Source organism: Hyphomicrobiales bacterium (assembly GCA_030688605.1).
GTDB lineage: Bacteria > Pseudomonadota > Alphaproteobacteria > Rhizobiales > NORP267 > JAUYJB01.
Window position 1 is genome coordinate 1 of record JAUYJB010000049.1, and the last position, 19501, is coordinate 19501.

A 19501-nucleotide genomic window follows, 5' to 3' on the forward strand; every position below is an offset into this window, starting at 1 on the left:
CCCACCGAAGGCCGGGTTCTTTTGCGCCGTGGCGGTGTTGCGGCTGTTGGCCGATGCACCGCATCGCCCGGCGAGCCGCGCCTGGCCACGGCGCAAAATCATCCCGGTCAAATGGTTCCCTATAACCATGAACCGCTCTAAATCCTTTCACGCGTCGGGCAAGAGCCTGCGGCGGCGAACCGGATAGAGCCGTTTCTCGCCGAGCATCCAGGCGTGGAACGGGCCGGTAAAAAGATCGCAAAAGGCGCTATCGAGCACGTTGAGCCCGCCGGTGAACGCGCCCATGGCGGGCACGATCAAGCGTGCGCCGTCGGCGGCGAAGCAGCGCCGGCGGATCGTCCGCCCCTTGACCCGCACCCGGCCGACCGGGTGCAGGTGGCCGGCAATTTCGCCGGCGCCCGCGCCGCTGAGAGGTTGGTGGCGAAAGGTAAGCCCATCGATCGCCAGCTCCCGCGCCGCCTCGCCGCCGAGCCCTTGCGGCGGCGCCGGATCGTGGTTGCCGGCAATCCAGATCCACTCCCGCCCCCTTTGCAGGGAAGCGATGGCGGCCGCGTCCCGGGGCGCAAGCCGCCCGGGCGCTTCGGCGTCGTGAAAGCTGTCGCCGAGTGCGATCACCCGTTCCGGCCCATGTCTGCCGCACAGACCGGTAAGCGCCAGCAGCGTCGCCGCGCTGTCATAGGGCGGCAGGAAGACGCCGGCGGCGGCAAAGGCGGACCCCTTCTCCAAATGCAGGTCGGCGACGATCAGGGTCCTTTCCTCTGGCCAGTAGAGCGCGCCTTGCGGCAACAGGCAAAGCCTGACCCCGGCGACCTCGATGTCGAGACCCTCCGGCGCAACCCTTCTCGCTCGTGCGGGCTCAGTCAACGCGCATCGCCTCCCCGGCAAGATCGTCCGCGGCTTCCGCCAAAAGCTCCTCCTGGGCCGCCCCGAACACCGGCTCGCGGCCGATCTCCAGCATCACCGGCACCGCCAGCGGCGAGACCCGGTCGAGATCCTTATGCACGATTCGCCCGCGGATGCGCTCGAGCATCTTGCCGAGGCGGGCGATGTCGAGCAGCCCCGTCGCCGCGTCCGCCCAGGCCGCGCGCATCAGAATATGGTCCGGCTCGTGGCGGGCGAGCACGTCGTAGATGAGGTCGGAGGAGACGGTGAGCTGGCGCCCGGACTTCTCGCGGCCGGGATGGCGGCGCTCGATCAGCCCGGCGATGACGGCGCAGGCGCGGAAGGCGCGCTTCATCAGGTTCGATTCGGCGAGCCACGCATCGAGGTCGTCGCCGAGCATGTCCTGCTCGAAAAGTTCGGCAAGCGAGAGGCTGCCGGCGCTTATCATCCGGCCGATATCGCGCAAGCCCCAGACGGCGAGCGCATATTCGCTGGCGACGAAGCCGAGCGGGCGGGCCTTGGCCCGCTCGAGCCGGCGCGTCAGCAGCATGCCGAGGGTCTGGTGGGCGAGCCTTCCCTCGAAGGGATAGCAGACGAGATAATGCTTGTTTGCGCGCGGAAAGGTCTCGACCAGCATCTCGTCGTGCCGCGGGATCAGCGAGCGCAGCCTCTGGATCGCAAGCCATTCGCCGACCTGGCCCGGAAGCCGGCGCCAGGCGGCAGGCTCGGCCAGCATGGCGCGGACGCGGGCGGCAAGGTAGGTGGAAAGCGGGAACTTGCCGCCCTGGTAGGAGGGAATGCGCGGCGCCTCGTCCTGCGTGCGGGAACAGAATAGCTCGTTCTCGTGCAGGGTTTCGAAGCGCAGCACCTCGCCCGCGAACAGGAAGGTGTCGCCGGGGCGGAGCTGCTCGGCGAACCATTCCTCGATCTCGCCGAGGAGCCGCCCGCCGCGCAAGGGCGCCGCGCGGCGCGGCCGCACCAGGCGGACCTTGAGCATCGGCGCCTCGACGATGGTGCCGGCGTTGAGCCGGTATTGCTGGGCAACGCGCGGGTGGGCGATGCGCCACAGCCCCTCCGGCGTCTGCCGCAGCCGGGCGTAGCGGTCATAGGCCTTGAGCGCATAGCCGCCGGTGGCGACAAAATCGACCACCTTGTCGAATTCGGCCCGGGCAAGATCGGTATAGGGCGCAGCGCTCGCGGCCTCCTCATAAAGCGCGTCGGCATCGAAGGGCGCGGCGCAGGCCACACAAAGCACGTGCTGGGCGAGCACGTCGAGGGCGCCGGCGCGCGCCGGCGGCGTATCCTGCGCGCCTTCCGCCGATGCCTCGCGAGCGGCCTGGCATTCCATCACCTCGAAGCGGTTGGCGGGCACCAGAAGCGCCCGGCTCGGCTCGTCGAGGCGATGGTTGGCGCGGCCGATGCGCTGGGAGAGCCGGCTTGCGCCCTTCGGCGCGCCAACATTGACGACCAGATCGACATCGCCCCAGTCGACGCCGAGATCGAGCGTCGAGGTGCACACCACGGCCCGCAGCCGGCCGGCCGCCATCGCCGCTTCGACCTTGCGCCGCTGGCCGACATCGAGCGAGCCGTGATGCAGGGCAATTTCGAGGTTGTCGTCGTTGATCCGCCACAACTCCTGAAACAGCATCTCGGCCTGCGAGCGGGTATTGACGAAGACGAGCACGGTGCGGTGGGCCTCGATCGCCGCATGGATGTCGGCGACGGCATGGCGCGCCGAGTGGCCGGCCCAGGGAACCCGCTCTGCCGGCTTAAGCAGTTCGATCTCCGGTGCGATGCCGGGGCCGGCGTCGATGAGATCGGCAAGGCGCGGCGGATCGCCCGGCTCCTGGGCGACGAGATAGGCCTGAAGCGCCTCGGGCTCGGCCACCGTCGCCGACAGGCCGATGGACCGCAATTCCGGCGCCAGCGTGCGCAGCCGCGCCAAGCCCAGCGCCATCAGGTCGCCGCGCTTCGAGGTCACCAGCGCGTGCAGCTCGTCGAGGATCACCGTCTTCAGATTCTTGAACACGCCCGCCGCGTCCTTGTGCGAGAGCATCAGCGCCACCTGCTCCGGCGTCGTCATCAGCATGTCCGGCGGGTCGCGGCGCTGGCGCTGGCGGCGCGCGGCGGGCGTATCGCCGGTGCGCGTCTCGAGCCGGATATCGAGCCCCATCTCAATAATGGGCCGTTCCAGATTGCGGGCGATATCGACGGCGAGCGCCTTCAAGGGCGAGATGTAAAGCGTGTGCAGCCGGCTGGGCCGCGCCGCCAGGCGGCTGGTCTGCCGGCCGGAAAGCGCGATCAGGCTCGGCAGGAAGCCGGCCAAAGTCTTGCCGGCGCCGGTCGGCGCGATCAACAGAACCGAGCGCCCGCTTCTCGCCACCTCGAGGAGGGCAAGCTGATGCGCTCGCGGCGACCAACCGCGCCGCTCGAACCAGCCGGCAAAGACCGGCGGCAGCGCGGCGGGGAAATCGTCTTTCAGACCGGCTTGTCTCACGCGATAACCGATAACCGCTTTACGACGCCCGGTCGACGAGCCTGCCGGCACACGGGCACAGGGCGCAATAGTGGATATTTGCCATTCGGCCTGATTAAATATGTCCCCCGCTGGGGGCCGGTCGGTGCGCCGGGATGCGTTGGCGCCGGCAGGGGACAATAGGGGGTTGCGTAGGGGCAAATGAAAATCCTGTCTGTGGCCCATTGCGTTCCCGAGACGGTCTTGGACAACCAGAACTATCTGGACATTGTCGGCGAACGGAACCGGGCTCGCTTTTCCGACCGCGAGTTCGAGACTTTCCGCGCCCTGATTGCGCGCGGCTTCGAGATCACCGGCAATGAGCGGCGCCATATCGCGGTCAACGGCGAATCGGCGCTCGACTTCGGCCGCGACGCCGCCTGCGCCGCCATCGAGCAGGCCGGCATCGAGCCTTCGGAAATCGATGTCGTCATCTATGCCGGCGTGGCGCGCGGCTGGATCGAGCCGGCGACGGCGGATATTTTCCAGGATGCGGTCGGGGCCGTGAACGCCACCTCCTTCGATGTGCTGGACGCCTGCGCCGGATGGCTGCGCGGCATGCACGTCGCCCACAGCCTGTTGCGGGCCAGCGCCTACAAGACGGCGCTGATCATCGCCTGCGAGTTCGGCTGGGACGATTTCATCAAGCGCGAGTTCAACTCCATCGCCGACCTTGACCAGTATTTCGCCGGCTTCACGCTCGGCGAGGCAGCGACCGCGACCGTCTTGCGGGCCACGCCCGAGGACGATTTCCGGTTCCATTTCCGAACCTTCCCGGAATATCACCGGTTGTGCGTCATTCCGCTCAGCGCCGCCGGGAAACTCGATCCGCAGATGCTCAACGGCGGTCTCGTTCCCGGCCTGTTTGCCGCCCATTCCACCGCGCTCACCGCGGCGACCATGAAATGCGCCATCCAGACCTTCGAGGAGGAGCCGTCCTTCCTCAGCCGGGAATACGACATCTTCTTCGCCCACATCGCCAGCAAGAAGGGCGGCGACATCGTCGCCAGGCGCCTCGGGCTGCCGCTGTCGATCCACTATCCGACCCATGCGGAATACGGCAACACGGCCTCGGCGGCGATCCCCCTGGCGATGAGCCTGGCGCTGGAGGAGCGCAAGCTCGAACGCGGCCATCGCGTGCTCGTCGGCGTCACCAGCGCCGGGATCACCATCGGCATGTCCTCCTTCACCTATTGAGCCGGCGGCAGCGCGCCACGCGTTTGCGAAAGCCGCGCGGCGTGGTATCTGAGGCTCTCCAGGGCGGCAACCGCACGGAAACGGAGAACCGCGCGCCATGGCGAGTCCAACGCTCCATCGCTTCTTCGGCGGCCCGCCCGGCTGGGTGCTGGTCCGGCTGATCGTGCTCTCCGTGGTCATCGGCGTGATCTTCTCCGTGCTCGGCATTCATCCCTGGGACATCGTCGACGCCGTCCGCCGGGTCATAAGGCGCATCTGGGAGATGGGCTTCGACGCGGTTCGCGAGGCATTCTCCTACTTCCTGCTCGGCGCCATCATCGTCTTCCCGGTGTGGCTGGTGATCCGTCTTCTCAGGCTGTCCGGCCGGGCCTCCCGTTCCGAGCGCGACTGACATCAATTCATGCCGCCAGAGCCGCCGGTCCGGACCTTCGAGGTGACGCACCGCAGCGTCCTGGCCATCGCCGTGCCGATGACGGCCGCCTATCTGTCGACGCCGCTCATCGGCGTCGTCGACACCGCGGTCATCGGCCAGCTCGGGGACGCCGCCCTCATCGGCGGCATCGCCGTCGGCGCCGTCATCTTCGACATCATCTTCACCACCTTCAACTTCCTGCGCAGCGGCACTACCGGGCTCACCGCCCAGGCGCTCGGCGCCGGCGACGCCGAGGAGGAGCGCGCGGTCCTGTGGCGGGCGATGAGCATCGCGCTTGTCTCGGGCCTCGTGGTCATCGCGCTGCAAACGCCGATGCTGGCGCTGGCGCTGAAGCTGATGGGCCCGAGCGAGCCGGTCGCCGCGGTGACGGGCGGGTATTTCCGCATCCGCGTGCTGGCGGCCCCCTTCGCGCTCGCCAATTACGCCATCCTCGGATGGTTCATCGGCCTCGGCCGCGCCGGCACCGGACTTGCCCTGCAGACGCTGCTCAACGGGCTCAACATCGTCCTCAGCGTCTATCTCGTGCTGTGGCTCGGCTGGGGCATCGCCGGCGTTGCCTGGGGCACGGTGCTCGGCCAGACGGTGACCGCTATCGCCGGCTTAGGCCTGGTCGCGGCGAGAGGCCGGGCGGCGCGGCCGGCGCTCCGCGCCGTCTTCGACAGAGCGCGGTTCAAACACATGATCGCGCTCAACCGCGACATCATGATCCGCTCCTTCACACTGCTGTTCGCCTTCGCCTTCTTCACCTCCCAGGGCGCGCGCAGCGGCGACCTGATCCTGGCCGCGAACGCGGTGCTGATGAACTTCTTCCTCGTCGCCAGCTACTTCCTCGACGGCATGGCGACGGCGGCCGAGCAGCTCGCCGGACGCGCTGTCGGCGCGCGCTGGCGGCCGGGCTTCGAGCGCGCCGTCGGGCTGACGCTCATATGGAGCCTGGCGCTGGCGCTGGCGCTTGCCGCCATCCTGTGGCTGGCGGGACCCGCCCTCATCGACCTGATGACGACGAGTGAGGACGTCCGCGCCGCCGCGCGGGTCTATCTGGCTTGGGCGGCGGCAACGCCGCTCCTCGGCGCGCTCGCCTTCCAGATGGACGGGGTCTTTATCGGCGCCACCTGGTCGGTGGATATGCGCAACATGATGCTCGCCTCGCTCATCGCCTATCTCGCCACCTGGTGGCTCGCCGCGCCCGCCCTCGGCAATCACGGGCTGTGGCTGGCGCTGCTGATCTTCCTGAGCGTGCGCGGGGTGACGCTCGCCTGGCGCTGCCGGGTCCGCGCCCGGCGGCTGTTCGCCTGACCGTCATAGGATATCGAGCACATTCTCCGGCGGCCGGCCGAGCGCGGCCTTGGCCCCTTTCACGACGATCGGCCGCTCGAGCAGGATCGGGTTTTCGACGATCGCCGCGATCGGCTCGTCGTCGCTTTTTCCGGGATCGGCCAGCCCGAGTTGCTTGTAGGCCGCTTCGCCCCGGCGCAACAGGTCGCGGGGCGAGACCCCGAGCATGTTCAAAAGGTTTTTCAACAGCGCCGCGTCCGGCGGCTGTCTCAGATATTCGACGATCTCCGGCTCGACGCCCGTGTCGCGCAGGAGCTGCAAGGTCCGGCGCGACGTGGAGCAGCGCGGATTGTGATAGATGGTGACGCGCATCATCTCTCCTCCTTGAGCCATTTGTCGGCGTCGCGGCCGACCGCCTCCTGAACGGACGACAGCCCGTCGCGCTTGAGCAGGCGCGCAAGGTCGCGCTTGATGGCGGCGACAAGACCGACGCCGCCATAGATGAGCCCGGTATAAAGCTGAACCAGCGAAGCGCCGGCGCGGATCTTGTCATAGGCGCGGCTGCCTGAATCGATGCCGCCGACGCCGATCAGGGGGATTTTGCCCTCGGTCAGCCGGTAAAGCGCGGCTAGCCTTCTTGTCGAAAGCGCAAACAGCGGCCGGCCGGAGAGACCGCCCTCCTGCTGCGCCAGCTTCGCCTCCTTCAGGGGCGGGCGGCTGACGGTGGAATTTGAGACGATGATGCCGTCGATGCCGCGCGCCCGGGCCACCGCCGCGACATCCCGCAGTTCCTTGCCCGACATGTCGGGGTCGATCTTCAGGAGCACCGGGCGGCGCGGGAGACCGCCTGATGCCGCCGCGTCGCGGGCAGCCAGCACCATTGCCAGCAGAGCGTCGAGCCTGTCGCGGGACTGCAGCGCGCGCAGGCCCGGCGTGTTGGGCGAGGAGACATTGACGGTAAGATAGCTCGCAACGGGCGCGAAGGCCGTCACGCCTGAAACATAGTCGGCGATGAGGTCGACGCTGTCCCGGTTGGCGCCGACATTGACGCCGATAATGCCCCTGCCGCCGCGGCGCTCAAGACGGGCGAGGACCGCGGCATGGCCGTCATTGTTGAAGCCGAGGCGGTTGATCACCGCCTTATCGGCGGCAAGGCGGAACAGGCGCGGGCGCGGATTGCCGGCCTGCGGAAGCGGCGTCACGGTGCCGATCTCGGCAAAGCCGAAGCCGATGGAAAGAAGCGCGTCGGCGACCTCGCCGTTCTTGTCGAAGCCGGCCGCCATGCCGAGCGGATTGGGAAAGTCGAGGCCGAATGCCCGCACCTTCAGGCTGTCCGGGTCGGGCGCGGACTGGCGCGGGTGGATGCCGGCTGAAAGCGCCTTGATGGCGAGGTCGTGGGCGCGCTCCGGATCGACGGCGAGCAGGAAGGGCTGGGCGAGATCGAACAGCGAGAAGCTCATGGCTCAAGGTCCGGAGATTGTTGCGCGCCCATGCCGCTTCTCGCATTCGATGTGACCCGACCATGCTCTAACCCCGACGGGGCGCGATCACAAGAAGGCAAGCTTCGCCGTTGCCGCGAGCCGCCGGGCTCCGGGGTTTGCCTTTTTTCCCTCGACCCCGGACAATCCGGGGCCTCGCGCGAGCGCCGCGGCGCCGCGATATCGCCACGCCGGCCCCCGGGCTGGGGATGCGTCCGAGTCCAAGGGCGCTCCGGAGAGCGGGGATAACCTTCAGGGGCGATTGGCGGAAAATCGCGAAAAAACGAGTCCGGTTTCGAGAATCAGGGTTGACGGGAGGTAAAGGCCGGGCGGCGGCTATCGTCAGCCCGCAAGCTCGCCCTCAAGTGCCTTATCGATGAGAGAGCGGGTTTCGGCGATGCCGTAAAGGGCGACGAAGGAGCCGAAGCGCGGGCCCTGGCTTTCGCCGAGCAGAACCTCGTAGAGGGCCTTGAACCAGTCACGCAAATTCTCGAACGGGTGCGTCTTGCCGATCTCGTAGACGAGGGTCTGAATGGTCTCGCCGTCGGCATCGGCCGGCAGCTCCGCAAGCCGGTCGGAAAGCTCCTTGAGCGCCCGGCGCTCGGTCTCGCTGGGCGGCCGGTAGGCCTTGGCGGGGCGCACGAAATCGTGGAAGTAGCGCACCGCATAGCCGACAAGCTCGTCGAGCCGCGGGTGGGTCTCGGGGCCGGCGCCGGGAAGATAGCGGCGGATGAAGCCCCACAGCACGCCGCGGTCCTCCGAGTTCGACGCGCTGACGAGGTTGAGCAGCATGGCAAAGCCGATTCCCGGCTCGGGCGCGGGGGGCTCACCCGAATGGATGTGCCAGACCGGGTTCGACAGCCGCTCTTTGGGCGCCTGTTCCGCGAATGTCTCCAGGAAGGCGAGATAGTCGTCGACGGTCTTGGGGATGACGTCGAAATAGAGCCGTTTCGCCCGGCGCGGCGCCTGGAACATGAACAGCGACAGGCTTTCCGGCGAGGCGTAGCGCAGCCATTCCTCGATGGTCAGGCCGTTGCCGCGCGATTTCGAAATCTTCTCGCCCTTCTCATCGAGGAACAGCTCGTAATTGAAGCCTTCCGGCGGCGTGCCGCCGAGCGCCCGGCAGATGCGGCCTGAAAGCTTGACGGAATCGATGAGATCCTTGCCCGCCATCTCATAGTCGACGCCAAGCGCCACCCAGCGCATCGCCCAGTCGGGCTTCCATTGCAGCTTGCACCGGCCGCCGGTGACCGGCACCGTCATCCGCTCGCCCGTCTCCGGGTCGTCGTAAGAGACCGTGCCGGCGGAGACGTCGCGGGAAACGATCGGCACCTGCAGCACCTTGCCGGTGCGCGGACAGACGGGCAGGAACGGCGAGTAGCTCTGCTGGCGTTCCGCGCGCAGGCTCGGCAGCATGATCTCCATCACCTCGTCGTAGCGCTCGAGCACCTTCAAAAGCGTCTCGTCGAAGCGGCCGGATACGTAGGTTTCCGTCGCGCTCAGGAACTCGTAGTCGAAGCCGAAGGCGTCGAGAAACCCCCTCAGCCGCGCATTGTTGTGGGCGGCGAAGCTCTCATGCTCACCGAACGGGTCCGGGACGCGCGTCAGCGGCATGTCGAGATGGCGGGCGAGCAGCGCCCGGTTCGGCACATTGTCGGGGACCTTTCTCAGCCCGTCCATGTCGTCGGAAAAGCAGATCAGCCGCGTTTCGACGCGGTCCTCGGTGAGGACGCGGAAGGCATGGCGGACCATGGAGGTGCGGGCGACCTCGCCGAAGGTGCCGATATGCGGCAGGCCGCTCGGTCCGTAGCCGGTGGCGAACAGCACCGGCCGCCGCTCGCCGCGGCCCTCGACGCGCTGCAAGAGCTTGCGCGCCTCCTCGAACGGCCAGGCGCGACAATCCTTCGCGAGGGCGGCGAGCGGGGCCGCGGCGAGAGGGAGTGAGGATGCGCTCATCGGCTTGGTCGCATGAGGAAAAATCGGCTGAGCATTGTTAGGGTCGCGGCCAAGATGCGTCAATCGCCCGCCCGGCTCTTGCCCCGCGCCGCAACAGGCGATAGAGCCTTACGCATATTTGATAATGAATGTGGCTGGAGGGTTTTTCGATGGCCGAGACCGTGTCTTCCCATTCCGCGCTGATCTACGTCATGGTCACCATGTCGGCCGTCGACACGACGATGACCGACGCCGAACTCAGAAAGATCGGCAGCATCATCAAGACGCTGCCGGCGTTCAAGGATTTCGACGAGGACGAACTCGTCCACGAGGCGGAGGCCTGCGGCCGGCTGTTGTCGCAGGAGGGTGGCTTGAAGGAGGTCCTCGATCTGATCGCCCGGTCGCTGCCGAAAACCCACTACGACACGGCTTACGCGCTTGCCGTCGAGGTGGCGGCGGCCGACCTGTCGGTCGGTCAGGAGGAGCTGCGCCTGTTACAGATGCTGCGCGACCGGCTCAACCTCGACAAGCTGACCATCGCCGCCATCGAGCGCGGCGCCCGGGCCCGCTACGCGACGCTGTGAGCCCAGCGGGTGCTCGACTTCCAGCACCCCGGCAGTGAAGGCCCGTTGCGGCTGATCCTTTTCGTCTCCATTTTCGCCGTCATGGCCGTGTCCGAGGCGGTGCTGCCGCGGCGCGAGCGCGGCCGGCCGCGCGGCCATCGCTGGTTCACCAATCTCGGCATCGCCGTCATCGACACGGCTGCCGTGCGGCTGGTGTTTCCGCTCGCGGCCGTCGGCATCGCCGTCCTCGCGGAAGGCCGCGGCTGGGGCCTGTTCAACCATCTTGGGTGGCCGGTGTGGGTCGAGGGGCTGATCGCCTTTCTGGCCCTCGACTTGGCGATCTACGTCCAGCATGTCGCCGCCCACAAGATCCCGATCCTGTGGCGGCTGCACCGCGTCCACCACGCCGACCCGGAGATCGACGTCACCACCGGCATCCGCTTCCACCCGGTCGAGATCGTGCTGTCGATGGGCTACAAGGTGCTGGTGGTGATCGCGCTCGGCGCGCCGGCCGCCGCCGTCTTCGTCTTCGAGGTGGTGCTCAACGGCTGCGCGCTCTTCAACCACGCCAATGTCCGCATCCCCAAGGGCATCGACGCAATCGTCCGGCTGTTGATCGTGACGCCGGACATGCACCGGGTGCACCATTCGACGATCGGAAGGGAGACGGATTCCAATTACGGCTTCAACCTGTCGGTCTGGGACCGGCTGTTCAGAACCTATATCGCCCAGCCAGAGCGCGGCCATCTCGGCATGACCATCGGCCTCGATCAATTTCCCGGCGCGCCGCCGACCCATCTCGGCTGGAGCCTGGTCTTGCCGTTCCGCCGCGCCTGAACCCCCGGGCTTCAGTAATAGCTCATCGGGAAATAGCGCAGGAACAACTCCTCGTACTTGCCGCTGCGATAGACGCTGCGCAGGGCGAAGTTGAGCGCCTGGCGCAGCGCGTCGTTGCCCTTGAGGACGGCGATGCCGACGCCCTCGCCGAAATAGCGCTCGTCGTAATAGGCGCCGCCGCGGAACAGGCAGCAGCCGTCCGACGCCGTTCCGTTGATCCAGAACATCAGCGAGATGGCGTCGTCGAACAGCGCCTCGACGGCGAGATTCTGCAAGCCGGCGTGGGCCTCTTCCCGGGTCTCGAACGGCACGATCCTGGACTTGGCGAAGAACGCCTTGAGATAGGCTTCGTGAGCGGTGCCGGCGATGACGCCGACGGTGCGGCCGGCAAGGCCCTCCGGTGTCATTTCGCCGTATCCGGCATCCTCCCGCACCACGAAGCGGGCCGGCGTCAGATAGTAGCGGTCGGTGAAATCGACGCGGGCGCGGTTCTCGGCGGTCATCGCCAGCGAGGCGATGACGGCATCGCCCAGGCCCGCCTCGAGCTTCGCCAACAGCTCGTCCCAGGTCTGGGTGCGCATGATGCACTCGATCTTCAGCTCGACGCAGATCGCCCGCGCCAGCTCGACATTGAAGCCGACGAGCCGGCCGTCCCGATCGAGATAGTTGAACGGCGGGTAACCGGTCTCGGTAAGGAAGCGGATCGAAAGGATCTTCGACAGATCGGGGGTTACCAGGCGGTCCTGTATCGGCCAGAAGCTGGGCAGAACGACCGGCTCGGGCTCGACTCGGCGCGGGCTCTGGGCCGCGGCCAGGGAGACCGCCGCCGCAACAAGCGCCACGCCGGCGCCAAGTCGGATAAGGGGCCGGCGCCATGCACCCGCGCGCCGGCATTGCCGGCCGCGGCGTTGTCTGAATGGTCGCATCGCCCGCCGGTTATAATGATGTTCAGGCGGAGTTCCTAGGGACGGATGCACGGGGCGCGGCGCGCGCCGAGGCCCGCCTCGGCGTGACCAGAGGGCAACCCGCGCCATCGCAGGCGCCGCAGGCCCTCGGCGGGCCTAGCGCGGCGCAGGCGAGCGTTCCAAGCCCGACCATGCGCCGCAGGCCCACGCGCGTGCGCGCCGGCAAAATCATCGACCACAGCACCCAGGCCGCCGCCAGGGCCACGATCGGATAGGTGACGAGCGCCTGGATCATTCTCCTAGCCCCCGAGCGCGGTGGCGACGTTGTAGACGATGAAGGCGGCGGCGTAGGCGAGCGCCATCAAGCAGACGAACATGATGACCGGCCAGCGCCAAGAATTGGTCTCGCGCCTGAACACGCCGAGCGTTGCGGCGCATTGCAGCGCGAAGACGTACCAGGCGAGCAGCGCAAGCGCGGTGGCCAGCGACCAGTGCTCGGCCAGCGTGTTGCCCAAGGTGCCCGCCTCGCCGCCGATGGCGTAGACCGTGCCGAGCGCCGCCACGGCGACCTCGCGCGCCGCCAGGCCCGGAATGAGCGCGATGGCGATCTGCCAGTTGAAGCCGATCGGCGCCAGCAACGGCAGCAGGGCGTGGCCGATGATGCCGGCGAAGCTGTAATTGATCGCAGGCTCGATGGCTCCCGGCGGCGCGCCGGGCACCGTGGAGAGGAACCAGATCAGGATCATCATCGCCAGGATGATGGTGCCGGCCCGGCGCAGGAAGATGCGCGCGCGCAACAGCACGCCCATGAGCACGTTACGCGGGTCGGGCAGCTTGTAGGCCGGCAATTCCATGATGAAGGGCTCGCTCGCGCCGCGCCACACGACCTTGCGGAACACGAAGGCGACGGCGAACGCGCTGACGATCCCGGCGCCGTAGAGGCTGAACAGAACCAGGCCCTGCAGGTCGACGAGACCGCCGACGGTCCGCTGCGGCACGAAGGCGGCGATGAGCAGGGTGTAGATGGGAATGCGCGCCGAGCAGGTCATCAGCGGCGCGACCATGATGGTCGCCAAGCGGTCGCGGCGGCCGTCGATCACGCGGGTCGCCATGATGCCGGGAACCGCGCAGGCAAAGCTCGACAGGAGCGGGATGAAGGCGCGGCCGTGCAGCCCGACGCCGCCGATGACGCGGTCCATGAGGAAGGCGGCCCGCGCAAGATAGCCGATATCCTCGAGCAGGTTGATGAAGAAGAACAGGATCATGATCTGCGGCAGGAAGACGAGCACGCTGCCGACGCCTGAGATGAGGCCGTCGGCGATGAGGCTGCGCAACATCCCTTCCGGAACGAGCGTTTCAACCAGGCCGGCGAGGCCGTCGAACGCCGTCCCGATCATCTCCATCGCCGGGGTCGCCCACACGAACACCGCCTGAAAGATGAGGAACAGGACGGCAACCAGGATCATGACCCCGGTCACCGGGTGCAGCAACACGCGATCGAGGCGTCCGGTCCAGCTATCCGGGCGCGCGGGCGGCCTGACGCAGGATTTGAGCACGCGCTCCGCCTCGCGATGCGCGGCAACGACGTCTTCGGCCGTCGCCTCGCGCCAGGCGTTGGGGCCGCCGCCGCCATGGCCCAACCGCAACCGGTCGATCTGCCGCAACAGATCGACCGCGCCGCTGCGCCGCACCGCCACCGTGGGCACGACGGGAACGGCGAGTTCGCGCGACAGCCTGTCCATGTCGATGCCGATGCCGCGGTGCTCGGCGATGTCGAACATGTTGAGCGCCAGCACGATCGGCCGGCCGACCGTCTTCACCTCCAGCACCAGGCGCAGCGTCAAGCGCAGGTTCGTCGCGTCGGCGACGCAGACGATGAGGTCGAGCCCCTGTTCGCCCGAAAGCTGGCCGAGCACCGCGTCGCGCGTGACCGCCTCGTCGGGGCCGCGGCCGCGCAGGGAGTAGGTGCCGGGCAAATCGAGGATGTAGGCGCGCCGGCCGGCCGGCGTCTCGAACACGCCCTCCTTCCGCTCCACCGTCACCCCGGGATAATTGGCGACCTTCTGGCGGCCGCCGGTCAGGGCGTTGAACAGCGCCGTCTTGCCGCTGTTCGGATTGCCGACAAGCGCAATCCGCATCGGTGAGGCGAGGGTCTCGGACATCTCAGCCTTCCGTGCGGACGGGAGCGCTCGCGCCGCGCACGCGGACCAGGATCGCGTCCGCGTCGCGCCGGCGCAGGGCGACCCGCATATCGTCGAGGCGCACGGCGATCGGGTCGCGGCGAATGAAGCCCTCATGCAGGATTTCGACCGCGGCGCCCTCGACGAAGCCGATCTCGAGAAGACGGCGCTCCAGCTCCGCCGCGGCGATGCCGTCGCCGGCGGCGCCCGTCTCGGCGCTAAGCCTGACGACGGTCCCGCGGATGCCCCTGTCGCCGCGGCCGAGCTTGACGATGCCGTCCGGAGGGACGGCGCCCTGCGGCGGCCATCGGCCCGGATCGGCCTCAGCGCCGATCAGCGGCTTTATCTGCGAATTTCCGATCGTTTCGATGGCCCAGCCGAACACGGACAGGAGCCCGATAAGCACCTGTTTTGCCCATCCGCCTGCGGATCGGGCGGGAACGGGGCGCGCCTGCGCGGCTTCTTGGAGAGACATTCCTGGTCCCCTAATCCACGGGGTTCAAGGCCCCATAATCAAAGGTTAGGCCCACGAATTCGCCGGTCCTTCGCATATGAAGTGTCCCGATCGGGGATGTCAATAGTTCGGATTGATTATTAGAACTATTCCAACTGAAAACTCCTCACCCCATTTAGTATTTCGGCCGAAGGGGAAAGCATTCGCAAGTATCCGAACCGCACACTTATCCACAATATTCCGCCGGCCTGCGGCATTTTGTCAGGACTCCGGCGCCAGTCCGGCTATGCTGGCAACCGGTAGGAGTTTTCAGGGACGCGCGACAAACACTGAGCGGCGGGAGTTGTTGCGTGGCGTGGTTGATCGAGCCCAACCCGGCAGGAGGGGGCGTGCCGGCGATGCCCGCGCGTCCCGCGGTACTGCGCGCGCGCCCGTCCGGCACGACCGTGCTGAACGGCCGCCGGATCGCCCGCCGCGAAGCGCTCCCACCCGAAATCTCCTTTCTCGAGGGCCGCCATGTGGACCGCGGGACGCTCAGTCGCGCCGCCGCCGCGGCGCGGCGCTGGCGGGTCTCGCCGGAGCAGGTTCTGCTCAATACCGGTCTGATCACCCAGATCACCTATTACCGGGCGCTCGGGGCCCACCTGGGGCTGAGCTTTTCACGTCTGCCCGAGAACGCCGTCAACTGGCGGGCGTTCAAGCATCCCAAGGGCGCGGCGATGGCCCGCGCCAACATCGTGCCGCTGGCGCGCACCGGAGAGGGCCTGCGGGTCGCCATCGCGCCGCAGGGACGGGCGCTGCGGCGGCTCGTCATGCTGAGCCGGCGTCCGGACGCGACACGGGCATTGCGCAATCACCTGATCATCGCGACCCCCGGCGACGTTGCCGGCATCGTGCAGCGCGGACGGAACGAGGCGATGCTGGCGCATGCCTGCCGCAACCTTGCCGATTCCAGTCCGGCATCGAGCGCCGCCAGCGGCCTCGGCCTCGTACAGGCGTCGGTGCTGGCGGTTTCGGCCGCGGTTTGCCTCGCCGCGCTCGCCGCCGCGCCGGCTTTCACCCTGGCGGCGCTGGCCGTCGTCCTGGCGGTGATATTCGCAGCCGTGAACATACTGCGGACCATGACGGTCCTCGCCGCGACCCGGGCGCCGGGCCGGGGCGCCGAACGCGCCGCCCCGGCAGGGGACGCGGCCGATGTCGCGCCGGGCGGCACCGCCGAGGAGGACCTGCCGGTCTATACGCTGCTGGTGCCCCTGCTCAACGAAGCAGCCGTCCTGCCGCAACTCGTCAAGGCGTTGCGGCGGCTCGACTATCCGGCCGCCAAACTCGACATCAAGCTGATTTTCGAGGCGCACGACCGCGAAACGCTAGCCGCGGCGCAGGCGTTGCGCCTGCCGGCCGGTTTTCACCGCGTCGTCGTTCCCCCGGGCGGGCCGCGGACCAAGCCCAAGGCGCTCAATTTCGCCCTTCAGCTTGCGCGCGGCAGCCTCGTTGCCGTCTATGACGCGGAAGACCGGCCGGAGCCGAACCAGCTGCGCCGGGCCGTCGCCGCCTTTGCCGCCGGCCCGCCGGAACTGGCCTGCGTCCAGGCGCCGCTCGGCTTCTACAACACCGGCTGCAATTGGCTGACCCGGCAATTCGGGATCGAGTATGCGGCGCTGTTCGACGCGCAGCTGCCGGCGCTCGAGGCGCTCAGGCTGCCGATCCCGCTCGGCGGCACCTCGAACCATTTCCGCCGCGACCGGCTCGAGGAAGTCGGCGCCTGGGACCCCTACAATGTCACCGAGGACGCCGATCTCGGCATTCGCCTGGCGCGGCGCGGCTACCGCTGCGCGATGCTCAACTCGCGCACCTTCGAGGAGGCCTGCGGCCGGCTGCCCGGCTGGCTCGGCCAGCGCACGCGCTGGATCAAGGGCTGGCTGCAGACCTATTTCGTGCACATGCGCGCACCGCTTCTATTGTGGCGCGAGCTGGGCCCGAAGGGCTTCATCGCCTTCAACGTGCTGATCGCCGGTACGGTCGTCTCGGCGCTCGCCCACCCGGTCTTTTCCGCCGCCATCGTCTACGCGCTCATGACCGGGCTCGTTTTCGCCGAGCCGCCGAGCCCGGGCAGGCTGGGGCTTGCGGCGATCAACACCTTCAACCTCACGGTCGGCTACACGGCGGCGATCCTGCTCGGCTGGCTCGGGGTGAAGAAGCGCGGGCTAAACGGCCTGGCCGCGGCGCTGAAATGGATGCCGGTCTATTGGCTGCTGATATCGCTTGCCGCCTACCACGCGCTGTGGGATCTCGCCCGCCGCCCGTTCCACTGGGACAAGACCGAGCACGGGGGCAGCCGCTATCGGCTCTTGCCCTGAGCCCGCGGCCGGTGCGGCGCCGGGAAAGGGACTGGAGCGGGCGAAGGGAATCGAACCCTCGTCTGGAGCTTGGGAAGCTCTCGCTCTGCCATTGAGCTACGCCCGCATCCCTCATGAAAATAGCGGCCCGACGCCGGGGCGGACAAGCCCTTTCGTTCGCGATGGCCGACGGGTCCCGGCCATCTCCATGCCGTCTCCATGAAGACCGGCACACGCATTCGTGACAAGACGTGTCCATCCGCCGCCTTCCGCGCGGCCGTTCATATGCTAGGTTCCGCCGAATCGCGGACAGACGCAGACTTGAGGAAATGGAAGCACTTACGTCGAAACAGGACAGCGCCCCGCCGCTCGCCCCCGGCAAGTTCGTCGACCCCGACCGGACGGCGAAGGGCGAGCCGCGCGCGGCGGTGCCGCTGGCGCAGCTGGAGACGCTGTGGTTCAACACCGGCACGCTGTGCAACATCGCCTGCGTCAATTGCTATATCGAGTCGGACCCGCGCAACGACCGGCTGGAATATATCACCGCCGCGGAGGCGGCCGTCTTTCTCGACGAGATCGAGGCAGGCGGGTTTGCGACGCGCGAGATCGGCTTTACCGGCGGCGAACCGTTCCTCAATCCGGACATGCTGGCGATGGCCTCCGACGCGCTCAAGCGCGGCTTCGAGGTGCTGATCCTGACCAACGCCATGAAGCCGATGCAGCGGCCGCGCATCAAGGCGGGGCTCCTCGAGCTCAAGGCCCGCCATGGCGGGCGGCTCAAGCTGCGCGTCAGCCTCGACCATTACACGCAGGAACTGCACGGAGCCGAGCGCGGCCCGGAAAGCTGGCAGGCGACGCTCGACGGGATCGACTGGCTTGCCGCGGAGGGCTTTCGCATCGCCGTTGCCGGCCGCACCTGCTGGCAGGAACCGGAAGGATCGCTGCGCGCCGGCTATCGGCGCCTGTTCGCCGAGCGCGGGCTTAACCTCGATGCGCGCAACGCGGGCGACCTGGTGCTGTTTCCGGAGATGAACGAGCGCCTCGACGTAGCCGAGATCACCACCGCGTGCTGGGGTATTCTGGGGGTCGACCCCTCGAGCGTCATGTGCGCGACGAGCCGCATGGTGGTCAAGCGCAAGGGGGCGGCGCGGCCTGCCGTGCTGCCCTGCACGCTGATCGCCTACGACAGTGCGTTCGAGATGGGCGCGAGCCTGGAACAGGCGGCGCGCGCCAACGGCGGCAATTTCAAGAACGGGGCGGTCAAGCTGAACCACCCGCACTGCGCCCGCTTCTGCGTGCTGGGCGGCGGCTCCTGCTCGGCCTAGGCGGGCGTGAACGGCTTGAAGTGCTTCGACAGTTTGAGGCCCTGGCGCTGGTAGCTCGAGCCGATGCCGCTGCCATAGACTTGTCTCGGCGTCTCGGTCAGCCGCTCATAGAGGAGCCGGCCGACGATCTGCCCGTCCTCGAGAATGAACGGCACCTCGTGGCTGCGCACCTCCAAGACCGCGCGGCTGCCGGCGCCGCCGGCCCCGGAATAGCCGAAACCGGGGTCGAAGAAGCCGGCATAGTGGACGCGGAACTCGCCGACCAGCGGATTGAACGGGATCATTTCCGCGGCATAGCCGGGCGGCACCTGAACGGCTTCCGTCGACGCCAATATGTAGAACTGGTCGGGGTCGAGGATCAGGCTGTTCTGCCCGCGCGAAAAGATCGGCTCCCAGAAATCGAGCACCTCGTAGGCAGCAACCTTGTCGAGGTCGATCAGCGCGGTGTGGTGCTTGGCGCGGAAGCCGATGAGCCCGCTTTCCGTCTCGCCCCGCAGGTCGACGCTGAGCGCCAGGCCGCCGGCGATATTGGCCTTGGCCGCCGAGACCAGCCCCTCGCTTTCGTTGAGCGCGGTAAGTTCCGCGTCCGAGCACACGGCATGGCCCGAGCGGAAGCGGATCTGGGCGAGCCTGCTTCCCTCGCGCACCAGGATCGGGAAAGCGCGCGGCGAGATCTCGGCATGGAGTGGGCCCGTATAACCCGCATCGATTTTGTCGAACTCCTGGGCGCGGTCGGCAATCACCCGGGTGAAGACGTCGAGCCGGCCGGTCGAGCTCTTGGGGTTGGCGGCAGCGGCGATACCGCTGTCGAGCGCCAGGCTTTCGAGCAGCGGCACGATATAGACGCAGCCGGTCTCCAGCACCGCGCCGGCGGAGATGTCGATCTCGTGCAGCGCCAATTGTTCGAGCTTGTCCGACACCCGCATCGCCTTGCCCGGCAGGAAGCTCGCGCGCACGCGGGTGGCGCGGGCACCGAGGCGCAGATCGAGGCTTGCCGGCTGCACCTGGCCTTCGATCAGCGGCCTTGCCGGCCTGATCGCGCCTGCTTCGACCAGCGCTTCGATCGCGTGCGAGGGCAGGATGCCGGCTTTGGCGATGGCCGGGCTTTGCGCCGGCTGCGGGCTTGCCATGGCGGGTCTCCTCGTAGGCTCGTCTATCCTAACCCCGCCTTGACGCCAAGAGGCGA

The 19501-nt window shown here is 67.9% G+C and carries 16 protein-coding genes and 1 tRNA gene; 7 read left to right on the forward strand and 10 right to left on the reverse strand.

All coding sequences use genetic code 11. The features are described 5' to 3' along the window. Positions 1-147 precede the first annotated feature (147 nt). On the reverse strand, positions 148-864 hold the full coding sequence (gene pdeM / locus Q8P46_05925; protein MDP2619700.1) for a ligase-associated DNA damage response endonuclease PdeM: 717 nt from the start codon (positions 862-864) through the stop codon (positions 148-150). Beyond that, positions 857-3379, reverse strand: a complete 2523-nt coding sequence (locus tag Q8P46_05930; protein MDP2619701.1) for a ligase-associated DNA damage response DEXH box helicase — start codon at positions 3377-3379, stop codon at positions 857-859. The genes pdeM and Q8P46_05930 overlap by 8 nt, the downstream gene beginning before the upstream one ends. A 180-nt stretch (positions 3380-3559) precedes the next feature. Between Q8P46_05930 and Q8P46_05935 the strand changes: the two genes are divergently transcribed. From Q8P46_05935 to Q8P46_05945, 3 genes are all read left to right on the forward strand, one after another. Continuing rightward, positions 3560-4594: a 3-oxoacyl-[acyl-carrier-protein] synthase III C-terminal domain-containing protein gene (locus Q8P46_05935; protein ID MDP2619702.1), complete on the forward strand. Its 1035-nt coding sequence runs from the start codon at positions 3560-3562 to the stop codon at positions 4592-4594. 97 nt (positions 4595-4691) lie between these two features. Next, the gene (locus tag Q8P46_05940) at positions 4692-4985 is read left to right on the forward strand and encodes a DUF6460 domain-containing protein (GenBank protein MDP2619703.1); all 294 of its coding nucleotides are present in this window, start codon (positions 4692-4694) and stop codon (positions 4983-4985) included. 9 nt (positions 4986-4994) lie between these two features. Next, entirely contained in the window at positions 4995-6323 is a 1329-nt protein-coding gene (locus tag Q8P46_05945; GenBank protein ID MDP2619704.1) for an MATE family efflux transporter, read from the forward strand. Between the two features lie 3 nt (positions 6324-6326). On the opposite strand, the gene arsC is transcribed toward Q8P46_05945, so the two are convergent. The 3 genes from arsC to Q8P46_05960 all read right to left on the reverse strand — a co-directional run bounded on the left by arsC (position 6327) and on the right by Q8P46_05960 (position 9736). Continuing rightward, positions 6327-6677 carry an arsenate reductase (glutaredoxin) gene (gene arsC / locus Q8P46_05950; protein MDP2619705.1) on the reverse strand — a complete coding sequence of 117 codons (351 nt, stop codon included), beginning with the start codon at positions 6675-6677 and terminating at the stop codon, positions 6327-6329. Further along, positions 6674-7762, reverse strand: a complete 1089-nt coding sequence (locus tag Q8P46_05955; GenBank protein MDP2619706.1) for a quinone-dependent dihydroorotate dehydrogenase — start codon at positions 7760-7762, stop codon at positions 6674-6676. Before Q8P46_05955 ends, arsC begins: the two co-directional genes overlap by 4 nt. A gap of 360 nt (positions 7763-8122) precedes the next feature. Further along, positions 8123-9736 (reverse strand): lysine--tRNA ligase, encoded by a 1614-nt coding sequence (locus Q8P46_05960; protein ID MDP2619707.1) that lies wholly within the window; start codon positions 9734-9736, stop codon positions 8123-8125. Between the two features lie 149 nt (positions 9737-9885). Between Q8P46_05960 and Q8P46_05965 the strand changes: the two genes are divergently transcribed. Next, a complete protein-coding gene (locus Q8P46_05965) occupies positions 9886-10299 on the forward strand; it encodes a tellurite resistance TerB family protein (GenBank protein MDP2619708.1) in 414 nt (137 codons plus the stop codon). A gap of 81 nt (positions 10300-10380) precedes the next feature. Beyond that, positions 10381-11115 carry a sterol desaturase family protein gene (locus Q8P46_05970; GenBank protein ID MDP2619709.1) on the forward strand — a complete coding sequence of 245 codons (735 nt, stop codon included), beginning with the start codon at positions 10381-10383 and terminating at the stop codon, positions 11113-11115. 11 nt (positions 11116-11126) lie between these two features. Here Q8P46_05970 and Q8P46_05975 read toward each other — a convergent pair whose 3' ends face one another. The 3 genes from Q8P46_05975 to Q8P46_05985 all read right to left on the reverse strand — a co-directional run bounded on the left by Q8P46_05975 (position 11127) and on the right by Q8P46_05985 (position 14474). Next, entirely contained in the window at positions 11127-11957 is an 831-nt protein-coding gene (locus tag Q8P46_05975) for a transporter substrate-binding domain-containing protein (GenBank protein ID MDP2619710.1), read from the reverse strand. Between the two features lie 362 nt (positions 11958-12319). Next, positions 12320-14182, reverse strand: a complete 1863-nt coding sequence (locus Q8P46_05980; GenBank protein ID MDP2619711.1) for a ferrous iron transporter B — start codon at positions 14180-14182, stop codon at positions 12320-12322. 1 nt (position 14183) lies between these two features. Further along, positions 14184-14474 (reverse strand): FeoA family protein, encoded by a 291-nt coding sequence (locus Q8P46_05985; protein ID MDP2619712.1) that lies wholly within the window; start codon positions 14472-14474, stop codon positions 14184-14186. A 530-nt stretch (positions 14475-15004) separates the two neighbouring features. Between Q8P46_05985 and Q8P46_05990 the strand changes: the two genes are divergently transcribed. Next, positions 15005-17011: a glycosyltransferase gene (locus Q8P46_05990; GenBank protein ID MDP2619713.1), complete on the forward strand. Its 2007-nt coding sequence runs from the start codon at positions 15005-15007 to the stop codon at positions 17009-17011. 32 nt (positions 17012-17043) lie between these two features. Here the strand turns inward: Q8P46_05990 and Q8P46_05995 are convergent. Further along, positions 17044-17117 (reverse strand) — tRNA-Gly (locus Q8P46_05995). Positions 17118-17319: 202 nt separating this feature from the next. Between Q8P46_05995 and Q8P46_06000 the strand changes: the two genes are divergently transcribed. Then, positions 17320-18315: a radical SAM protein gene (locus Q8P46_06000; GenBank protein ID MDP2619714.1), complete on the forward strand. Its 996-nt coding sequence runs from the start codon at positions 17320-17322 to the stop codon at positions 18313-18315. Here the strand turns inward: Q8P46_06000 and Q8P46_06005 are convergent. After that, positions 18312-19445: a 2'-deoxycytidine 5'-triphosphate deaminase gene (locus Q8P46_06005; protein MDP2619715.1), complete on the reverse strand. Its 1134-nt coding sequence runs from the start codon at positions 19443-19445 to the stop codon at positions 18312-18314. The two genes, Q8P46_06000 and Q8P46_06005, sit on opposite strands and share 4 nt — an antisense overlap. Between the last annotated feature and the right edge of the window lie 56 nt (positions 19446-19501).

Bases quoted from the DNA above. Each gene is read 5' to 3' on its own strand.
- Q8P46_05945 (MDP2619704.1), top strand. From the start codon at position 4,995: ATGCCGCCAGAGCCGCCGGTCCGGACCTTCGAGGTGACGCACCGCAGC.
- Q8P46_05965 (MDP2619708.1), top strand. From the start codon at position 9,886: ATGGCCGAGACCGTGTCTTCCCATTCCGCGCTGATCTACGTCATGGTC.
- Q8P46_05955 (MDP2619706.1), bottom strand. From the start codon at position 7,762: ATGAGCTTCTCGCTGTTCGATCTCGCCCAGCCCTTCCTGCTCGCCGTC.
- Q8P46_05970 (MDP2619709.1), top strand. From the start codon at position 10,381: ATGGCCGTGTCCGAGGCGGTGCTGCCGCGGCGCGAGCGCGGCCGGCCG.
- Q8P46_05935 (MDP2619702.1), top strand. From the start codon at position 3,560: ATGAAAATCCTGTCTGTGGCCCATTGCGTTCCCGAGACGGTCTTGGAC.
- Q8P46_06000 (MDP2619714.1), top strand. From the start codon at position 17,320: ATGGAAGCACTTACGTCGAAACAGGACAGCGCCCCGCCGCTCGCCCCC.
- Q8P46_06005 (MDP2619715.1), bottom strand. From the start codon at position 19,445: ATGGCAAGCCCGCAGCCGGCGCAAAGCCCGGCCATCGCCAAAGCCGGC.
- Q8P46_05960 (MDP2619707.1), bottom strand. From the start codon at position 9,736: ATGAGCGCATCCTCACTCCCTCTCGCCGCGGCCCCGCTCGCCGCCCTC.
- arsC (MDP2619705.1), bottom strand. From the start codon at position 6,677: ATGATGCGCGTCACCATCTATCACAATCCGCGCTGCTCCACGTCGCGC.
- Q8P46_05980 (MDP2619711.1), bottom strand. From the start codon at position 14,182: ATGTCCGAGACCCTCGCCTCACCGATGCGGATTGCGCTTGTCGGCAAT.
- Q8P46_05940 (MDP2619703.1), top strand. From the start codon at position 4,692: ATGGCGAGTCCAACGCTCCATCGCTTCTTCGGCGGCCCGCCCGGCTGG.